The 18,063-nt window shown below is 73.4% G+C and carries 17 protein-coding genes; 14 read left to right on the forward strand and 3 right to left on the reverse strand.

The window, feature by feature from the left end; translation table 11 throughout:
- Positions 1-13 precede the first annotated feature (13 nt).
- The 12 genes from OG559_RS21530 (at position 14) to OG559_RS21585 (ending at position 11,678) form a co-directional block, all read left to right on the forward strand.
- Positions 14-784, forward strand: coding sequence for a helix-turn-helix transcriptional regulator (locus tag OG559_RS21530; protein WP_405106343.1), 771 nt, complete (start codon positions 14-16; stop codon positions 782-784).
- Positions 781-2,211, forward strand: a complete 1,431-nt coding sequence (gene sufB, locus OG559_RS21535) for a Fe-S cluster assembly protein SufB (RefSeq protein ID WP_350888123.1) — start codon at positions 781-783, stop codon at positions 2,209-2,211. The genes OG559_RS21530 and sufB overlap by 4 nt, the downstream gene beginning before the upstream one ends.
- Positions 2,212-2,306: 95 nt before the next feature.
- Complete coding sequence (gene sufD, locus OG559_RS21540) at positions 2,307-3,449, forward strand: Fe-S cluster assembly protein SufD (protein WP_405106345.1); 1,143 nt, start codon at positions 2,307-2,309, stop codon at positions 3,447-3,449.
- Positions 3,449-3,793, forward strand: coding sequence for a non-heme iron oxygenase ferredoxin subunit (locus OG559_RS21545; protein ID WP_405106347.1), 345 nt, complete (start codon positions 3,449-3,451; stop codon positions 3,791-3,793). Before sufD ends, OG559_RS21545 begins: the two co-directional genes overlap by 1 nt.
- Positions 3,793-4,566, forward strand: a complete 774-nt coding sequence (gene sufC / locus OG559_RS21550; protein ID WP_405106349.1) for a Fe-S cluster assembly ATPase SufC — start codon at positions 3,793-3,795, stop codon at positions 4,564-4,566. The genes OG559_RS21545 and sufC overlap by 1 nt, the downstream gene beginning before the upstream one ends.
- A gap of 20 nt (positions 4,567-4,586) precedes the next feature.
- Positions 4,587-5,891: a cysteine desulfurase gene (locus OG559_RS21555; protein ID WP_405106351.1), complete on the forward strand. Its 1,305-nt coding sequence runs from the start codon at positions 4,587-4,589 to the stop codon at positions 5,889-5,891.
- Positions 5,891-6,364 carry a Fe-S cluster assembly sulfur transfer protein SufU gene (gene sufU / locus OG559_RS21560; protein ID WP_405106353.1) on the forward strand — a complete coding sequence of 158 codons (474 nt, stop codon included), beginning with the start codon at positions 5,891-5,893 and terminating at the stop codon, positions 6,362-6,364. The genes OG559_RS21555 and sufU overlap by 1 nt, the downstream gene beginning before the upstream one ends.
- Positions 6,365-6,440: 76 nt before the next feature.
- A complete protein-coding gene (locus tag OG559_RS21565) occupies positions 6,441-6,926 on the forward strand; it encodes a metal-sulfur cluster assembly factor (RefSeq protein WP_405106355.1) in 486 nt (161 codons plus the stop codon).
- A 610-nt stretch (positions 6,927-7,536) separates the two neighbouring features.
- Complete coding sequence (locus OG559_RS21570) at positions 7,537-8,163, forward strand: LysE/ArgO family amino acid transporter (protein WP_405106357.1); 627 nt, start codon at positions 7,537-7,539, stop codon at positions 8,161-8,163.
- A gap of 84 nt (positions 8,164-8,247) precedes the next feature.
- Entirely contained in the window at positions 8,248-8,907 is a 660-nt protein-coding gene (locus tag OG559_RS21575) for an acVLRF1 family peptidyl-tRNA hydrolase (RefSeq protein WP_405106359.1), read from the forward strand.
- Positions 8,908-8,965: 58 nt separating this feature from the next.
- Positions 8,966-10,291: a helix-turn-helix domain-containing protein gene (locus OG559_RS21580; protein ID WP_405106361.1), complete on the forward strand. Its 1,326-nt coding sequence runs from the start codon at positions 8,966-8,968 to the stop codon at positions 10,289-10,291.
- Between the two features lie 70 nt (positions 10,292-10,361).
- Positions 10,362-11,678, forward strand: coding sequence for a helix-turn-helix domain-containing protein (locus tag OG559_RS21585; RefSeq protein ID WP_405106363.1), 1,317 nt, complete (start codon positions 10,362-10,364; stop codon positions 11,676-11,678).
- Between the two features lie 90 nt (positions 11,679-11,768).
- Here the strand turns inward: OG559_RS21585 and OG559_RS21590 are convergent, their stop codons facing one another.
- Together OG559_RS21590 and OG559_RS21595 are read right to left on the reverse strand one after the other, a co-directional pair.
- Positions 11,769-12,623, reverse strand: coding sequence for a carbohydrate-binding protein (locus tag OG559_RS21590; RefSeq protein WP_405106365.1), 855 nt, complete (start codon positions 12,621-12,623; stop codon positions 11,769-11,771).
- Between the two features lie 77 nt (positions 12,624-12,700).
- Positions 12,701-13,660, reverse strand: a complete 960-nt coding sequence (locus OG559_RS21595) for a helix-turn-helix domain-containing protein (RefSeq protein ID WP_405106367.1) — start codon at positions 13,658-13,660, stop codon at positions 12,701-12,703.
- A 214-nt stretch (positions 13,661-13,874) separates the two neighbouring features.
- On the opposite strand from OG559_RS21595, the gene OG559_RS21600 reads away from it, so the two are divergent.
- The gene (locus tag OG559_RS21600) at positions 13,875-15,191 is read left to right on the forward strand and encodes a carbohydrate-binding protein (protein ID WP_405106369.1); all 1,317 of its coding nucleotides are present in this window, start codon (positions 13,875-13,877) and stop codon (positions 15,189-15,191) included.
- Between the two features lie 76 nt (positions 15,192-15,267).
- Here OG559_RS21600 and OG559_RS21605 read toward each other — a convergent pair whose 3' ends face one another.
- Positions 15,268-16,188: a neutral zinc metallopeptidase gene (locus OG559_RS21605; RefSeq protein WP_405116857.1), complete on the reverse strand. Its 921-nt coding sequence runs from the start codon at positions 16,186-16,188 to the stop codon at positions 15,268-15,270.
- A gap of 245 nt (positions 16,189-16,433) precedes the next feature.
- Here OG559_RS21605 and OG559_RS21610 point away from each other — a divergent pair, with 245 nt between their 5' ends.
- Positions 16,434-18,038: an ABC-F family ATP-binding cassette domain-containing protein gene (locus OG559_RS21610; RefSeq protein ID WP_405106371.1), complete on the forward strand. Its 1,605-nt coding sequence runs from the start codon at positions 16,434-16,436 to the stop codon at positions 18,036-18,038.
- The last annotated feature ends 25 nt before the right edge of the window (positions 18,039-18,063 follow it).

Consider the following 18,063-nt stretch of genomic DNA (forward strand, 5'->3'; position numbering starts at 1 on the left):
TAACGTTGGCGTTGTGAAAAACGCGGCGGCGCTTTCCGGGCGACAGCCGGTGACCGGTCCGGTCGCCGGTGCGCCCGTGTCCGCCGGTTCCGCCGCGACCGACCTCTCCACCCGGGACCGGGTGACCCAGCTGCTGCTGGAGCGGGGGGCGACCACCGCCGCGCAGCTCGGCTCGGCGCTCGGGCTCAGCCCGGCGGCGATCCGCCGGCACCTCGACGCGATGCTCGTCGAGGGCGACGTGACCGCCCGTGAGCAGACCGTCCGGGGCAGCCGGGGGCGGGGCCGCCCCGCGAAGGTGTTCGTGCTGACGGACGCGGCCCGGGGCCGCTGCGGCACCCACCACTACGACAACATCGCCACCGCCGCGCTGCGCTGGATCGCCCGCAACAGCGGTTCCAAGGCGGTGGAGGCGTTCGCGGCCGACCAGGTCGCCGCCCTGGAGGACCGCTGTCGGGCCGCCATGGAGGACGCCGGCGACGACCCCCTTGCGCGGGCCGAGGCGCTCGCCGGGGCGCTGACCGCCGAGGGCTACGCCGCCAGCGCGTCCACGATCGCCTCCGGCGGCCAGCTTTGTCAGCACCACTGCCCGGTGGCGCACGTGGCCGCCGAGTTCCCCCAGCTGTGCGAGGCCGAGACCACGGTGATCTCCCGCCTGGTCGGCACCCACGTGCAGCGTCTGGCCACCATCGCGCACGGCGACGGGGTGTGCACCACGCACATCCCCGCCCAGCCGGGGCGTGCCCAGTCCGGTAGAACCGTCACCACTGTGAGGACAGATAGATGACCGAGCAGATCGTCCAGCCCCTGACCCAGGAGGAGCAGCTCGCCGCCCTCGGTCGCTACGAGTATGGCTGGTCCGACTCCGACGTCGCCGGCGCCACCGCCCAGCGCGGCCTCAACGAGGCTGTGGTGCGGGACATCTCGGCGAAGAAGAGCGAGCCGGCCTGGATGCTCGACCTGCGCCTGAAGGGTCTGCGGCTGTTCGGCCGCAAGCCGATGCCGGCCTGGGGCGCCGATCTCACCGGGATCGACTTCGACAACATCAAGTACTTCGTCCGGTCCACGGAGAAGCAGGCCACCAGCTGGGAGGACCTGCCCGAGGACATCAAGAACACCTACGACCGGCTGGGCATCCCCGAGGCGGAGAAGCAGCGGCTGGTCGCCGGCGTCGCGGCCCAGTACGAGTCCGAGGTGGTCTACCACAAGATCCGTGAGGACCTCGAGGAGCAGGGCGTCCTGTTCCTGGACACCGACACCGCGCTCAAGGAGCACGAGGACGTCTTCAAGGAGTACTTCGGCACGGTGATCCCGGTGGGCGACAACAAGTTCGCCGCGCTGAACACCTCCGTGTGGTCCGGCGGCTCGTTCATCTACGTGCCGAAGGGCGTGCAGGTCGAGATCCCGCTGCAGGCGTACTTCCGGATCAACACCGAGAACATGGGCCAGTTCGAGCGGACGCTGATCATCGTCGACGAGGGCGCGTACGTGCACTACGTCGAGGGCTGCACCGCGCCGCTGTACTCGTCCGACTCGCTGCACAGCGCGGTCGTGGAGATCATCGTCAAGAAGAACGCCCGGTGCCGCTACACGACCATCCAGAACTGGTCGAACAACGTCTACAACCTGGTCACCAAGCGGGCCGTGTGCCACGAGGGCGCGACCATGGAGTGGGTCGACGGCAACATCGGCTCCAAGGTCACCATGAAGTACCCGGCGGTCTACATGACCGGCGAGCACGCCAAGGGCGAGGTGCTCTCGGTGGCCATGGCCGGCGAGGGCCAGCACCAGGACGCCGGCGCCAAGATGGTGCACGCCGCGCCGCACACCTCCTCCACCATCATCTCCAAGTCGATCGCCCGGGGCGGCGGCCGCACCTCGTACCGGGGCCTGGTGCAGGTGCTGGAGGGCTCGCACCACAGCCGCAGCACGGTCAAGTGCGACGCGCTGCTGGTCGACACCATCTCCCGCTCGGACACCTACCCGTACGTCGACATCCGCGAGGACGACGTGTCGATGGGGCACGAGGCGACCGTCTCCAAGATCAGCGACGACCAGCTCTTCTACCTGATGAGCCGGGGCCTGAGCGAGGACGAGGCGATGGCGATGATCGTGCGCGGCTTCATCGAGCCGGTCGCCAAGGAGCTCCCCATGGAGTACGCCCTTGAGCTGAACCGCCTGATCGAGCTCCAGATGGAGGGCGCGGTCGGTTGACCCGGCGCGGCCCCGACCCGTCGCGTCGCGTCGCGACCAGCCCAACCCGCCCTCCGGTTGATGACATCGTCGTCGCAGAACAGACCAAGGAAGAGATGACTACCCAGGCTTCCGCGCCGCCCAGCACCAAGTCGCAGGCGCTCCGCTCGTACGACGTCGCCGACTTCCCGGCCCTCACCGGCCTGGAGGAGGAGTGGCGATTCACCCCGCTCAAGCGGCTGCGTGGGCTGGTCGGCGAGGCCCAGGCCTCGACCGGCGCGGTCCGGCACGAGTACGGCGACCTGCCCTCCGGCGTCGCCGTCTCCCGGATCGGCAGGGACGACCCACGGGTGGGCAGCGTGCTCACCCCGGTCGACCGGGTCAGCGCGCTGGCGTACGGCGGTGCCGGCGAGGCGCTGCTGGTGGAGGTCGCCCGCGACGCGGTGGTCGGCGAGCCGGTGGTCCTGCGGGTGGTCGGCGACGGCGCCGATCACCTGGCGTTCGGGCACACCTTCGTCGACGTGGGCCGGTTCGCCGAGGTGACCCTGGTGCTGGAGCACGTCGGCTCGGCGACCCTCGCCGACAACGTCGAGGTGTCGGTGGCCGACGGGGCGAAGCTGACCCTGGTCACCGTGGCCGACTGGGCCGCCGACGCGGTGCAGGCCCAGCACCTGCGGGTGAAGCTCGGCCGGGACGCCAAGGTGGTGCACATCCAGGTCAGCCTCGGCGGCGACCTGGTCCGGCAGTACACCTCGGTGGAGTACACCGGGCGCGGCGGCGAGGCCGAGCTGTACGGCGTCTACTTCGCCGACGGCGGCCAGCACCTGGAGCACCGCCAGCTCGTCGACCACAACGTGCCCGACTGCCGCAGCTACGTCGGCTATCGGGGCGCGTTGCAGGGCGCGGACGCGCACACGGTCTGGGTGGGAGACGTGCTGATCCGGGCCGAGGCGACCGGCACCGACACGTACGAGATCAACCGGAACCTGCTGCTCAGCGACGGTGCCCGGGCGGACTCCGTGCCGAACCTGGAGATCGAGACCGGCGAGATCGCCGGCGCCGGGCACGCCAGCGCGACCGGCCGTTTCGATGACGAGCAACTGTTCTACCTGATGGCCCGGGGCATCCCGGAGGGCGAGGCCCGCCGCCTGGTGGTCCGCGGCTTCTTCGCCGAGATGATCAACAAGATCCCGGTCGAGGAGTTGCGCGAGCGGCTCGGTGACGCGATCGAGGCCCGGCTGGCCAGGACGGGCGCCTGATGATCCGGATCTGTGCCACCGAGGACGTGCCGAAGGGCACGGTGATCAGCGCCGACGTCGACGGCACGCAGGTCGCCCTCGTACACGGCGAGGACGACCGGTTCTACGCCGTGCACGACGAGTGCTCGCACGCCGCGGTTGCCCTCTCCGAGGGTGAGGTCGAGGGCTGCACGCTGGAATGCTGGCTGCACGGCTCCCGTTTCGACCTGCATACCGGTGAGCCGACCGGGCTGCCCGCCACCGAACCCATTCCCGTCTACGCCGTCGAGATCCGCGACGGCGACATCTACCTTCCCGTGGGCGCCGACGGCCGCCCGATGCCGAGCAATGGAGTGACCCGATAATGAACACCCTGGAGATCCGCGACCTGAAGGTGTCGGTCAAGCTGCCCGAGGGTGAGCTCAAGCCGATCCTGGCCGGCGTCGACCTGACCGTGAGGTCGGGCGAGACCCACGCCATCATGGGCCCGAACGGCTCCGGCAAGTCCACCCTGGCGTACTCCATCGCCGGTCACCCGAAGTACGAGATCACCGGCGGCTCGGTGACCCTCGACGGCGTCGACGTGCTCGCCATGTCCGTCGACGAGCGGGCCCGCGCCGGGCTCTTCCTCGCCATGCAGTACCCGGTCGAGGTGCCCGGCGTCTCGGTGGCCAACTTCCTGCGTACCGCCAAGACCGCGATCGACGGCACGGCGCCGAAGCTGCGCACCTGGGGCGGCGAGCTGCGCGGGGCCATGGAGCGCCTCCAGATGGATCCGGCGTTCGCCCAGCGCAACGTCAACGAGGGCTTCTCCGGCGGCGAGAAGAAGCGGCACGAGATCGTGCAGCTGGAGTTGCTCAAGCCGAAGATCGCCATCCTCGACGAGACCGACTCCGGCCTCGACGTGGACGCGCTGCGCGTCGTCAGCGAGGGCGTCAACCGGGTCCGCGACACCGGCGACACGGGCCTGCTGCTGATCACCCACTACACGCGTATCCTGCGCTACATCAAGCCGGACTTCGTACACGTCTTCGTCGCCGGCCGGATCGTCGAGCAGGGCGGTCCGGAGCTGGCCGACAAGCTTGAGGCCGAGGGCTACGAGCGGTACGTCGCCGGGGCCGGCTCGGCGCGGGCCTGAGGAAGGGGCCGGTCACGCAGATGACCACCATCACGATCCCCGAGGGGATGCCGCAGTTCGACGACGTGCCGCGCTTCGACGTGGCGGCGGTGCGTGCGGACTTCCCGATTCTCGACCGGGAGGTCAACGGACACCCGCTGGTCTACCTCGACAGCGCGAACACCTCGCACAAGCCGCGCCAGGTGCTCGACGCGCTCGCCGAGCACTACGCGCTGCACAACGCCAACGTGTCCCGCTCGGTGCACACGCTGGGCACCGAGGCGACGGAGGCGTACGACGGCGCGCGGGCGAAGATCGCCGCGTTCGTCAACGCGCCGAGCGTGGACGAGGTGGTGTTCACCAAGAACTCCACCGAGGCGATCAACATCGTGGCGTACGCGTTCTCCAACGCCTCGCCGCGCACCGACGCCGACCCACGCTTCCGGCTCGGCCCCGGCGACGAGATCGTGATCTCCGAGATGGAGCACCACTCGAACATCGTCCCGTGGCAGTTGCTGGCCGAGCGCACCGGTGCGACCCTGCGCTGGTTCCCGGTCACCGACCAGGGTCGACTGGACGAGTCGGGGCTGGACGAACTGGTCACCGAGCGGACGAAGATCGTCTCGCTGGTGCACATGTCGAACATCCTCGGCACCGTCAACGCCACCGCCCGGATCACCGCGCGGGTCCGCGAGGTGGGGGCGCTGCTGCTGCTCGACTGCTCGCAGTCGGTGCCGCACCTGCCGATCGACGTGGTCGACCTCGACGCCGACTTCATCGTCTTCACCGGGCACAAGATGTGCGGCCCCACCGGCATCGGCGTGCTCTGGGGCCGGGGCGAGCTGCTCGCGGCGATGCCCCCGGTGTTCGGCGGCGGCTCGATGATCGAGACGGTCACCATGGCCCGGTCGACGTTCGCCGCCCCGCCGGCCCGGTTCGAGGCGGGCACCCCGCCGATCGCCGAGGCCGTGGCGCTCGGCGCGGCGGTGGACTACCTCACCGGGATCGGCATGCGGGCGATCCAGTGGCACGAGAAGGAGCTGACGGCGTACGCGTTGGACGCCCTCGCCACCGTGCCCGACCTGCGGATCTTCGGGCCGACCGTGCCGGTTGGCCGGGGTGGGACGATCTCGTTCGCGCTCGGTGACATCCACCCGCACGACGTGGGCCAGGTGCTCGACTCGCTCGGCGTGCAGGTGCGCGTCGGCCACCACTGCGCCAAGCCGCTGTGCACCCGGTTCGGCGTGCCGGCCATGACGCGGGCCTCGTTCTACCTGTACACCACCACCGAGGAGATCGACGCCCTGGTGGGCGGTCTGGAGCAGGTGCGGAAGGTGTTCGACTGATGCAGCTCGACCAGCTCTACCAGGAGATCATCCTGGACCACTACAAGCACCCGCACGGCCGTGGCCTGCGCGACGCCGAGGACCCGACCGATCAGGTCGCCGAGGCGCACCACGTCAACCCGACCTGCGGCGACGAGGTGACCGTCCGGGTCGCCACCGACGGCGACGTGCTGCACGACATCTCGTACGACGGCATGGGCTGCTCGATCAGCCAGGCGTCGGCGAGCGTGCTGCACGAGCTGCTGCGGGGTCGGGGCGCGGGTGAGGCGTTCACGGTGCATGAGGCGTTCGTCGAGTTGATGTCCGGCCGTGGCCAGGTCACGCCGGACGAGGACGTGCTCGGTGACGGGGTGGCGTTCGCGGGTGTCGCGCGCTACCCCGCCCGGGTCAAGTGCGCGCTGCTGCCGTGGATGGCGTTCAAGGACGCCGCGGCACGCGCCGGGGTGGGCGCGAGCCCGGAGGTGAAGGCATGAGCGAGCGTCAGCGAGCGAATCATCGGCACAGTGCCGGCACAGCTCATGCCGGTGCCGAGCGAAACGAGGGGACGGCATGAGTAGCGAGGAAACTGCCACCACGCCGGGCGCCGGCGCCGTGGCGACCGACGGTGCGGCACCGGCCACCGAGGGCACGGCCACGTCGGCGGCCAACGGTGCGGCGGCCAACGGTGCGGCGGCCAACGGTGCGGCGGCCAACGGTGCGGCGGCTGGCGGTAAGGCCGCCGTCGCCGACGTCGAGGAGGCGATGAAGGACGTCGTCGACCCGGAGTTGGGCATCAACGTGGTCGACCTCGGCCTGCTGTACGGCGTCCACGTCGACGACGACAACGTCGCCACCCTGGACATGACGCTGACCTCGGCGGCCTGCCCGCTGACCGACGTGATCGAGGACCAGACCCGGCAGGCACTGACCACCGGCCCCGGCGGGGGACTGGTCGACGACATCCGGATCAACTGGGTCTGGCTGCCCCCGTGGGGCCCCGACAAGATCACCGATGAGGGACGCGACCAGCTCCGTTCCCTCGGCTTCAACGTCTGAAGTCGGCCCGTACCACGCATCGCGCCGCGAGCGTGTCCCCGCCCGGGGAACGCTCGCGGCGTTCTCTTCGTCCGGCCCGCCTGCTCCGCGTCGCCGCCCGGCGGCCCCACCCACTTGCAACCCGCCCGGGTTCCCGGTACGCCGCCCGCCCGCCGCCTGGGCCCGCTGGCTTCTGACATGTCGGGGCGCAGCTCGCCCCACCCTCGCGCCCCCCATGGTCGCCGCCCTGCGGGCGACACCTGCTAAGGCCACCTTTGCTCTGCTGCGCCCCATGCAACGCTTGCGGAGCGTGATGCTCCCTACCGTCCGTCCGTGCTGGCCTGCGACGGGAAGTGGCTGCTCAGCGTCGGTGTTGCGCTGACGGCAGCAGAGCAAAGGGGCGGGTCCGTGTCGGCACCCTGAAGCAGCGGGCCGACGTAGCGTGACCATGCTCATGGGTGGTGCCGCCAGAGGCGCGGGAGCCAGAAAATCGCTCGCGAGCCGAAGTGGCCAGGGCCGATGATGAGCCCATGATCGAGGCGTACTCGAAGCAGGTCCCTGTCCGCGCGGCCGACACCGCGCCCCGACAGCGGACCTTGCCCGGTGGCGTCTCGACCCGCCGCACTTCGTCATGACGGCGGCGTTCCTCGCCGGCCTGGTCGCCGGCTACGGTGTCGCTGTGCCCGTCGGCGCGATCGCCGTGCTGATTTTGGGGCTCAGCGCGCGGACGTCGTTCCGGGTCGGTGCCGCCGCCGCGTTCGGCGTGGCGACCGCCGATGGTCTCTACGCCGCCGTCGCCGTGCTCGGTGGGGTGGCGGTCGCCGAACTGGTGACCCCGATCGCCGAGCCGTTGCGGCTGGTGGCGGCAGCCATGCTGTTCGCCCTCGCCGGGCACACCGCGTGGCGGGCGCTGCGCCCGCGCGCCACATCCGCCGGTGCGGGCGGCGGACGGGGTCTCGGCACCCCCGGGCGGGCCTTCGCCGGGGTGCTGACGCTGACCCTGCTCAACCCGGCGACGGTGGTCTACTTCGTGGCGCTCGTGCTGGGGCACGGCGAGGCGGTCGGCCCGGACCGCCCATCCGCCGCCCTCTTCGTGGCCGGAGCGTTCCTCGCCTCGGCGAGCTGGCAGTTGCTGATCGCCGGCGGTGGCACCCTGGTCGGCCGGGCGCTGACCGGGCCCCGGGGCAGGCTGGTGACCGCCCTGGTCTCCAGCGCGATCATCGGGGCGCTCGCGGTCGTCATGCTGCTCGCGCGCTGACTGGGGCCGTTCGGCTGATCGGGGGCCTCGACCGGAACCGGATGCCGCTCCCGGCGCGGCCCGGTGGTGCCGTACGGTCGGGCGGTGACCAGTCGACCCGCAGCAGGGGGCGGCCGGTGGGTCGAGGTCGACCCGGCCCGTGTCGCCCGCTGGGCCGAGGGCTTCGCCGACCGGCACGGCCCGCCGACCACCACCCCCCAGGAGTACGGCCTGCTGCTCGCCGCCCCGGACGGGGCGACCGCAGAGCTGCACGCCCCGCCGGGCGTACCCCCGACCCCCGACGTTGCCGGGTTCGTGGCGGCCGTCGTCGCGCCGCGCCGGATCGGGCTGCTGCTCGCCCGTAAGGGCGCGGTGGCGGTCGGGATCGCCGAGGGGGGCGACATCGTGGTGTCCAAGGTCGACACCCGGTACGTGCAGGGGCGCACCGCCGCGGGCGGCTGGTCCCAGCAGCGCTTCGCCCGCCGCCGGGACAACCAGGCGAAGGCGGCGCTGGGCGACGCGGTCGAGCTGGCCGTCCGCCTGCTGCTGCCCGAGGCCGCCACGCTCACCGCCCTGGTCGGCGGGGGCGATCGGCGGGCGGTGGACACCGTGCTGGCGGACCGGCGGCTGGCCCCGCTGGCCGCGCTGCGCGCCGACCGGCTGCTCGACGTGCCGGAGCCCCGGCGCGCGGTGCTGGTCTCCGCGGTGGACGCGGCCCGCGCCGTGCGGGTCCTGGTCCGGGATCCCGGGCCGGCCGCCCCCTGACCGATCGACGCGCATGCCCGGGCCACTAGGCTGGCGGCAGCGCGCGAAGGGGGTCGGGATGGAGGCGACGGACGGCGTCTCCGGTGGCGCCGGCCCGGGCGGGGAGCGTCTCGGCGACCGGATCCGCCGCCTGCGCACCGCCCGAGGGCTGACCCAGCAGCAGGTCGCCGCGCCCCGGTACACCCGGGCGTTCCTCGGCGCGATCGAGTCCGGCACCCGTACCCCCAGCCCGGAGGCGCTGGCTTACGTCGCGGGCCGGCTCGGGCTGCCGGTCGACGACCTGCGCTACGGGCGGCCGGCCGACGCGGCGGCCCGACTGGGCGGGGAGCTGGCGGCGGCCCGGCGGGCACTGTCGGCCGGCGATCTCGACGCCGCAGACCGCGCGCTCGCCGACATCGGTCGCCGGGCCGATGACTACCACCTGCCTGAGGTGGGCGGCTGGGCGCGGTACTACGCGGCGGAGGCGGACCTGCACCGGGGCAGGGCACCGGCCGCCGCGGCGGGCTACGCGCGGCTGGCGGCGCAGCCGCCGGCGGACTGCCCCGCGTTGCGCGCGGCGGTGCTCGCCCGGCAGTCCTACTGCCTGCTCGTCGACGGGGACGCCCCCCGCGCGGTGGCCGTGCTGGAGGATGGGCTGCGGGAGCTGCGGGCATCGACGCCGGTGGACCCTGACGCCGAGCTGCGGCTGACCAACGCGTTGATGTACACGTTCCTGGAACTGAGCTGGCGGCACCGGGCCCGCCGGCTGGAACGGGACGCGCTGCCGCTGCTGAGCCGGGCCACCCGGGGAGAGTGGGTGGCCCAGTTCTACGCCGTCGCGGGCCAGCTCCGGCGCGACGGCGAGCTGGACGAGGCCGACCGCTACCTGCGCGAGGCGGTCCGCCGCTACGCCGAGCTGGGACTCACCCGGGAGATCGCGCTGTGTCACTGGGCCCGGGGGTACGTTCTGCGCCGGGCCGGGCGGCCCGGCGAGGCCGGTCCGGAGCTGCGCCGGGCCCGGGAGATGCTCGGCGCGGTCGGTGCCGTGCTCGACCACGCGGGGGCGACCCTGGAGCTGGCCGAGTCCCGCCGCCGGGAGGGCGCGTTGGACGAGGCGGAGGAACTGGCCGGGGAGGCCGCCCGGACGGCGGCCGAGTATCGGCACCGGGAGCTGATGGCGGAGGCCGACCTCGTGCTCGGCCTGGTGCGCGTGGGCCGGGGCGACGGCGAGGATGCCCGCCGGTTGCTGTCCCGGGCGGCCGACAGGTACGAGCAGGCCGGGCTGATGGGGGAGGTCGTCGTCGCCTGCCGACACCTCGGCGAGTCGCTGCTCGCCGAGGGGGACCACCCGGGGGCGGCCGAGGTGCTGCGCCGGGGCCTGCGCGCGGCGGAGCGACTGACGTGAGCGCCCGGCGCGCGGCGGGGTGCGGTGGGACGGCTGACGCGGGTGGCCGGCGCGCGGCGGGGCGGCGTCGGTGACGCAGCGACGGGACCAGGTGGGTGCCCGCCTCCAGCAGTTGCGCGCCGCGCGGGGGCTGACCCAGCGAGCCCTGGCCGAGCCGCGCTACACCGCGGCCTACGTCTCCGCGGTGGAGGGCGGCCGGCGCACCCCCTCGGCCGACGCCGTCGCCCACTTCGCCGAGCGGCTCGGAGTCACCCCGGTCGACCTGACCACCGGCCGCTCACCGGCCGAGGTGGTGTGTCTGCACCTGCGGCTGGTCGAGGCCGACTGCGCCGGGCCGGCCGATCCCGCCGGGGCGGGCACGGGCTACCGGGAGGTGTTCTCGGCCGCCGCGTCGCTGGACGCCCCGGTCCTGGTCGCCCGGGCCCGGCTCGGCCTCGCCGGCCTCGCCCTGCGGCGGGGGGACGCCGGCGAGGCGGCGGCGCAGCTCGAACGGGCCGAGGAGTTGCTGGCGGGGGCGGCGCCGCACGTCCGCGCCGAGGCGACCGCCGTCCGCGCGGTGCTGGTGGGCCGCGGTGGCGACCTCCGGTACGCGACGTACCTGCTGGCGTCGGCCCGGGACGGGCTGGTGCGGGACGGCTTTCCGGATCCCGCTGCGCTGCTGACCCTGCACGCGGAGCTCGCGGTCTGCCATCTCCAGCTGGACGACGAGCCGGCTGCGGCGGAGGCTGCGGCGGAGGCCCTGGCCCTGGCGGTGCTGGCCGAGCCGGCCCGGGTGGCCGGGCTGCACCTGACGGTGGCGGGCAGCCTGCTGGCCGGGGGCCGCACGGCGGAGGCGGCCACGGCGGTGGAACAGGCCTGGCAGGCCGCCCGGCAGGCCACGCTGGACGTGCAGTTGGCGTCGTGCCACCGGGCCCGTGGGCGCGGCCGGTGGGCCGCCGGGGACGTCCCGGGCGCGCTGGCGGACCTCACCACCGCGTACGACGCGCTGCGCGCGGCCGGCCAGCCGGGGCTGGCCGGGGACGCCGCGGTCGAGTTGGCCGAGGCGTACCGGGCGCTCGGGCGGCCGGCGACGGCGGACGCCCTGGTGGGGGAGGTGCTGGACCGGGGTGGCGAGGGCCCCGGCGTCGCCCGGGCGGCGCGGGTGCGCGGACTGCTCCGCGCGGACGCCGGCGACCGGCCCGGGGCGGAGCGCTACCTACGGGCGGCGGCCGAGGGGTTCCGCGCCGCCGGCCGGCGGCGCGAGCTGGCGGGCACCGTGCTGGCGCTGGCCGATCACCTCGCCTCCGCCGGCCGGCCCGCCGAGGCGTTGGACCTGATGCGTGAGGGGTTGCGCGCGGTGGAGCGGCTTGGCGAGCGGCCACCCTCGGCGGTGCGCCCGGCCACCTGACGCCCACCAGCCGTCCTTCGGTCGCCCGCCTGTCGGGTGTGGCGGGCCGCCCGCCGGGCACCACCCCGTCACGGCCGTCCGGTCGGCCGCTCAGTCGCGGGCCCAGAGCGCCGGGGTGTTCGGCGGTTCCCAGCCAGCCTGGGCGGTGTGCGCCTGGAGGCAGCGGTAGCCGACGCCGCCGTACGTCACCCGGTCGCCGGCCCGGTACGCGGTCCCCACCGCCCAGGTGCCCGACGGCGGCGGGGTGCCGGTGGGGGTGGCGGTGGGGGTGGGGGTGGGGGAGGGGTTCTGCGGCACGTTGAGCACGAAGTCGAAGGTGGCCTCCCGGCCGCCGTCCACCGCGCGCACGGTCATCAGCAGGGCCGGGTTGAACAGCGAGTCGGTGCTGTTGCGGGGCTCGTTGGGGAAGTAGAGCTGGGTGGTGAGCACCGGTCGGCCCGGGGCCTGGACCTTGACGTGGATGTGCCGGGTCCGGCCGGGGTAGAGGCCCGGCACGATCGTGGTCAGCCGGTACGCGCCCGCCGCGTCGGTGAACTGGTGCCCGCGAAACCGGTAGCCGGCGTTGTCGTAGCCGCCGTTCGCGTCGGCCTGCCAGAAGTCGAGCAGCACGTTGGGGATCGCCTGGCAGCCCAGGCCGAAGACGTAACCGCTGACGGTCAGCCGGGTGCCGACCGTGCCGGCCTCGATCAGGGAGGTGCGGCGCGGTGAGTTGGGCTTGAAGTAGGGGCCCTCCATCTGCGCCGGCGTCGGGTCGTCGCCGTCGTCGCACATCGGGGTGGGCGTCAGCGCCGGCCCGGCGGGGCCGCCGCCCGTCGCCAGCGCCCGCGCCGCGCCGCCGAGGAGCAGCGGGGCGGGCAGGGTGAGGGCCACGGCCCTCAGCACGGTCTTGCGGGTGACACCCTTGGTGTCGCGGGGCTCGTCCGCGCCGGTGGATGCGCCGGTCATGGCAGCTCCTTGTCGCTCGGTGGTGACCTTCCGAGCCGACCCGGTCGGGCCGGCCGCTGCACCGACCCTAGGGAGATTTATCCGCCGGCGTCGATGTAATCGATGCCCGGGTCGTGGTGTTTTCCACCGTGCAGGCGGAAGCCGCCGGGGGTGTCGCCGACCTCGCGGCGGAAGAACCGGCAGAAGTAGGCGGCGTCGGCGAAGCCCAGCCGGTCGGCGATCCGGGCCACGGTGAGGTCGGTCTGGACCAGCAGCCGCTTCGCCTCCAGCACCCGGGCCCGGCGGATGAGCTGGGCCGGAGTGGCGCCGGTGGCCCGGGGGACCGCCTCGTTGAGGTGCCGTACCGAGACACCGAGGCGGCGCGCGTAGGCGTGGGTCGGTTCGCCGAGCAGGGCCGGCTCGGCGAGCAGCTCGTCGAAGCGGCGGGCCACCGCCGCGGCCCGGCCCGCGGGTGCCGGGGCGTCGCCGCACGGGTGCCCCGCTGGTCCGGCCGGCTTCGAGCGGCCCACCTCGACGACGAGGATGTGCAGGTACGCCCGGAGCACGCTGCGGCAGCTCGGCTCGGCCCGGCCCTGCTCCCCGGCCATCCGGTCCAGCACCGACCGGATCCGGCCCGCGTGTGCGGCGTCGCGCGGGTGCCACGAGCGGTGGCCCGAGCGGTGCAGCGCGTCCCGGTCGCCCGGGTCGGCCAGCAGGAACTCTGGGGCGCACAGCACGACGTGCCCCCGCAGGTCGTCCGCGTCGCGCCAGTGGTGCACCTGGCCGGGGGTGACGAGGAAGAGCTGGGGTGGTCGGACGGCGTACGCGACGAGGTCGACGACGTGGGTGGCGTGCCCGTGGGTCACGTACACCAGCTCGTAGAAGGTGTGCCGGTGCGGGAAGTCGGCGCGGGACAGCGGCCCGAGCTCGGCGAAGGAGCCGACGGCGAAGGGGATCTCGTCGGGCGTGGGGACGTCCAGCTCGTGGCGGGGCAGAGCCGGTGGCGGGCCGGGGTCTGCCCGGCGGCGGGCAGGGGCGGGGCGGGGCGAGGTGGACAACGGCCACTCCAGGCGGTCATGGCAGCCGGATGCGGCCGACCGGGGAACTTATTGACGCATTCGGATGCCTCACTTACCGTACTGGCAACAGAGTTAACAACAAAAGTTGGCTCGCCGGTAGCGCGGCGGGCGGCGGTCACCCGTGCCCGCCGCCCACCCGCTCCCTCCCCCCCCGTTCGCGAGGAGATCCCCCATGCGCCGACGATCCGCCACCATGGCTGTCGCCCTCCTGGGCGCCGCCGCCACGGTGCTCACCTTCACCCTGAACGCGCAGGCCGACCCCGGTGCCGGTCCGGCCGCCGGCGGCCCGGCCGGCGTGGCGGCTCCCGACGGCATCGCGCCGGAGATGTTCGCCGCGCTCCAACGGGACCTGCGGCTGACCCCGGCGCAGGCCCGCGCCCGGCTCGACACGGACGCCCGGGCCGTCCGGGTCCAGCAGGTGCTGATGGCCACCCTCGGCAGCCGCTACGGGGGCGCCTGGGTGACGCCCGACGGCACCGCCGTGACCGTCGGAGTCACCACTGCCGCCGACGCCGCGACGGTGCGTGGCCTCGGCGCGGTCCCCACCCGGGTGCGGCACGGCGAGCAGGCCCTGGCGGCGGTGGTGGACCGGCTGGACCGGCGGGCCGGCGACGCGCCCGACGGGGTGGCCGGCTGGTACGCCGACCTGCCCACGAACAGCGTCGTGGTGATTGCCCGCCCCGGCGGCGCCGCCGAGGCCGAGTCGTTCGCCGCCGGCGCGCCGGCCGGCACGGTCCGGGTCCAGGCCACCACGGAGGACCCCCGGCCGTACGCCGACGTGATCGGCGGCAACGCGTACTACATCGGCAGCAGTCGCTGCTCGATCGGCTTCTCCGTGCAGGGCGGGTTCGTCACCGCCGGGCACTGCGGTAGCACGGGCGCCCGGACCTCCCAGCCGGGCGGCACGTTCCGGGGCTCCACCTTCCCCGGCCGGGACTACGCCTGGGTGCAGGTGGACGCCGGCAACACCCCGCGCGGGCTGGTGAACAACTACACCGGCGGCACGGTCGCCGTGGCCGGCAGCACCGAGGCCGCCGTCGGCGCGGCGGTCTGCCGGTCCGGGTCCACCACCGGTTGGCGCTGCGGCACCATCCAGCAGAAGAACGCCTCCGTCACCTACCCCGAGGGCACCGTCTCCGGGCTGACCCGCAGCAACGCCTGCGCCGAGCCGGGTGACTCCGGCGGCTCCTGGCTGGCCGGCAGCCAGGCCCAGGGGGTCACCTCCGGTGGCTCGGGCAACTGCACCAGCGGCGGCACCATGTACTTCCAGCCGGTGAACCCGATCCTGGCCGCGTACGGACTGAGCCTGATCACCTCCGGTCCGGGGCCGACGCCGACGCCCACCGCGACCGGCACCCCGCCGGGCGGCACGACCTGGCAGGCGGGCACCGGGTACGCCGCCGGGGCGACGGTGACCTACGCCGGCCAGTCGTACCGGTGCCTGCAGGGGCACACGGCCCAGGTGGGCTGGGAGCCGCCGATCGTCCCCGCCCTGTGGCAGCAGGTCTGAGCCCTCTCGAGGGACGGGACGGGCCCGGTCGCCGTGGTGGCGACCGGGCCCGTCCCGCGTGTACCGGAGCGGCGGGTCAGAGGCTGCCGCCGAAGGTGTCGCAGGACTTCGGGTCGCCGGTGTCGTACCCCTTGGTGAACCACTGCCTGCGCTGCTCGGACGTGCCGTGGGTGAACTCGTCCGGGTTCACCGGGCGGCCCGAGCGCTGCTGGATGGCGTCGTCGCCGATCTTCTCGGCGGTGTCGATGGCCTGCTGGATGTCCTGCTCGGTGATGCTTTTGAAGATCTTCTGGCCCTTCTCGTCGGCGGTGCCGGTGGCGTTCTTGGCCCACGCGCCGGCGTAGCAGTCGGCCTGGAGTTCCAGCTTCACCGACAGCGCGTTGGCGTTGTTCGGGTCGCGCTGCTGCTGGCGGCGCATCTGTGCCTCGGTGCCGAGCAGGTCCTGCACGTGGTGGCCGTACTCGTGGGCCAGCACGTACGGCTGGGCGAACTCGCCCTTCGCGCCGAGCTGGTCGGCGAGCTGCCGGTAGAAGGTCAGGTCGATGTAGACCAGGTCGTCGGCGGGGCAGTAGAACGGCCCGACGCCCGAGTCGGCCTGGCCGCAGCGGGTGTTGACGCCCTGGCTGAAGAAGACGGTCTTGGATGGCTGGTACTGCTCGCCGAAGGTCTCGGGCAGGGCGGTGCGCCAGTACGCCTGGATCGAGTTGACGTAGAGGGTGTTGCGGCAGTCGAGCTGCTTCAGGGCGTCGTCGGCCGAGCACTTCTGCGTGAGCGAGGTGTTGTCGCCCTGCTCGGAGCCGCCGTCTCCGCCGGTCATCGCGTTCAGCCCGAAGCCGCCGCCGACCAGGGCGACCAGCACCGCGACGATGATGCCGACGATGCCGCCGCGCCCACCGCCGATCGGGATGGGGATGCCACCCAGGCCGCCGCCTCCTCCGGACCCCCGCCGATCGTCCACCTGACTGGTGTCGACCCGCGCGTTCTCGTTCAGCTCCATGTTGACCCCGATCACCGATTCATCACGTTTGGCGGTTGCGGTACCGGACCGGGTCCGGACGGCGTTTCTGGTACCCGATGATCTTGATCGGTAACCGTGGCGGCGTCCTCCGGGACGCCCGGTACAATTGCGGCGTGCTGCTCTGCGAAGGCTGAACCGCCCCGCGCCGACGGGAACCATCGACCCGCCGGCGCTTTCGCGTGCCCTGAGTCAGCCCTTCCAGACCTCGAGAGCGAGCCCCTCACATGATCACTGCCACCGGCCTGGAACTGCGCGCCGGCGCCCGGATCCTGCTGTCCGACACCACCCTGCGGGTGCAGCCGGGCGACCGCATCGGCCTGGTCGGCCGCAACGGTGCCGGCAAGACCACCACCCTGAAGGTGCTCGCGGGGGAGGGGCAGCCGTACGCCGGCCAGATCGATCGGCGCAGCGCCGTCGGCTACCTCCCCCAGGACCCGCGCACCGGTGACCTGGAGGTCACCGGCCGGGACCGGGTGCTCTCCGCCCGGGGCCTCGACGTGCTGATGGCCCAGATGCAGGAGGTCGAGGCCAAGCTCGCCGACAGCGTCGAGGACAAGCTGGTCCGCCGCTACGGCGCCCTGGAGGACCAGTTCGCCGCCCTCGGCGGGTACGCGGCCGAGGCCGAGGCCGCCCGGATCTGCGCCAACCTCGGCCTGCCCGACCGGGCCCTCGCCCAGACCATCGGCACCCTCTCCGGCGGTCAGCGCCGCCGCATCGAGCTGGCCCGGATCCTGTTCCGCGACGCCGGGGAGAACGGCGGCGGCATCCTGCTGCTCGACGAGCCGACCAACCACCTCGACGCCGACTCGATCACCTGGCTGCGCGGCTTCCTCGCCAACCACAAGGGCGGGCTGATCGTGATCTCCCACGACGGCGCGCTGCTGGAGTCGGTGGTCAACAAGGTCTGGTTCCTCGACGCCACCCGTTCCGTGGTCGACGTCTACAACCTGGGCTGGAAGGCGTACCTGGAGGCGCGGGAGACCGACGAGCGGCGTCGCCGCCGGGAGCGGGCCAACGCCGAGAAGAAGGCCGGCGCGCTGATGGCCCAGGCCGACAAGATGCGGGCCAAGGCCACCAAGACCGTCGCCGCGCAGAACATGGCCCGCCGGGCCGAGAAGCTGATCTCCGGGCTGGAGGAGGTCCGGGTCTCCGACCGGGTGGCCAAGGTCCGCTTCCCGAATCCCGCGTCGTGCGGCAAGACGCCGCTCACCGCGTCCGGGCTGTCCAAGTCGTACGGCTCGCTGGAGATCTTCACCGACGTCAACGTGGCGGTTGACCGGGGCTCCCGGGTGGCCATCCTCGGCCTCAACGGCGCCGGCAAGACCACCCTGCTGCGGATGCTCGGCGGCCTGCTCAAGCCGGACACCGGCGAGGTGCACGCCGGGCACGGGCTGCGGCTGGGCTACTACGCCCAGGAGCACGAGACCCTGGACGTGAACCGGACGGTGCTGGAGAACATGCGCGCCGCCGCCATCGAGCAGACCGACACCGAGCTGCGGAAGATCCTCGGCGCGTTCCTGTTCTCCGGCGAGGACGTGGACAAGCCGGCCGGGGTGCTCTCCGGTGGGGAGAAGACCCGGCTGGCCCTGTCCACCCTCGTCTGCTCCGGCGCCAACGTGCTGCTGCTCGACGAGCCGACGAACAACCTCGACCCGGTCAGCCGGGAGCAGGTGCTCGACGCCATCGCCAACTACCCGGGCGCGATCGTGCTGGTCACCCACGATCCCGGCGCGGTGCTGGCGCTCAAGCCGGACCGGGCGATCCTGCTCCCCGACGGCGACGAGGACGCCTGGAGCGACGACCTGCTCGAACTGGTCGAGCTGGCCTGAGCCGCCGCCGCGTCGATCGCGGAGC

Origin of the sequence: Micromonospora sp. NBC_01405, from assembly GCF_045040155.1 — a bacterium.
GTDB lineage: Bacteria > Actinomycetota > Actinomycetes > Mycobacteriales > Micromonosporaceae > Micromonospora.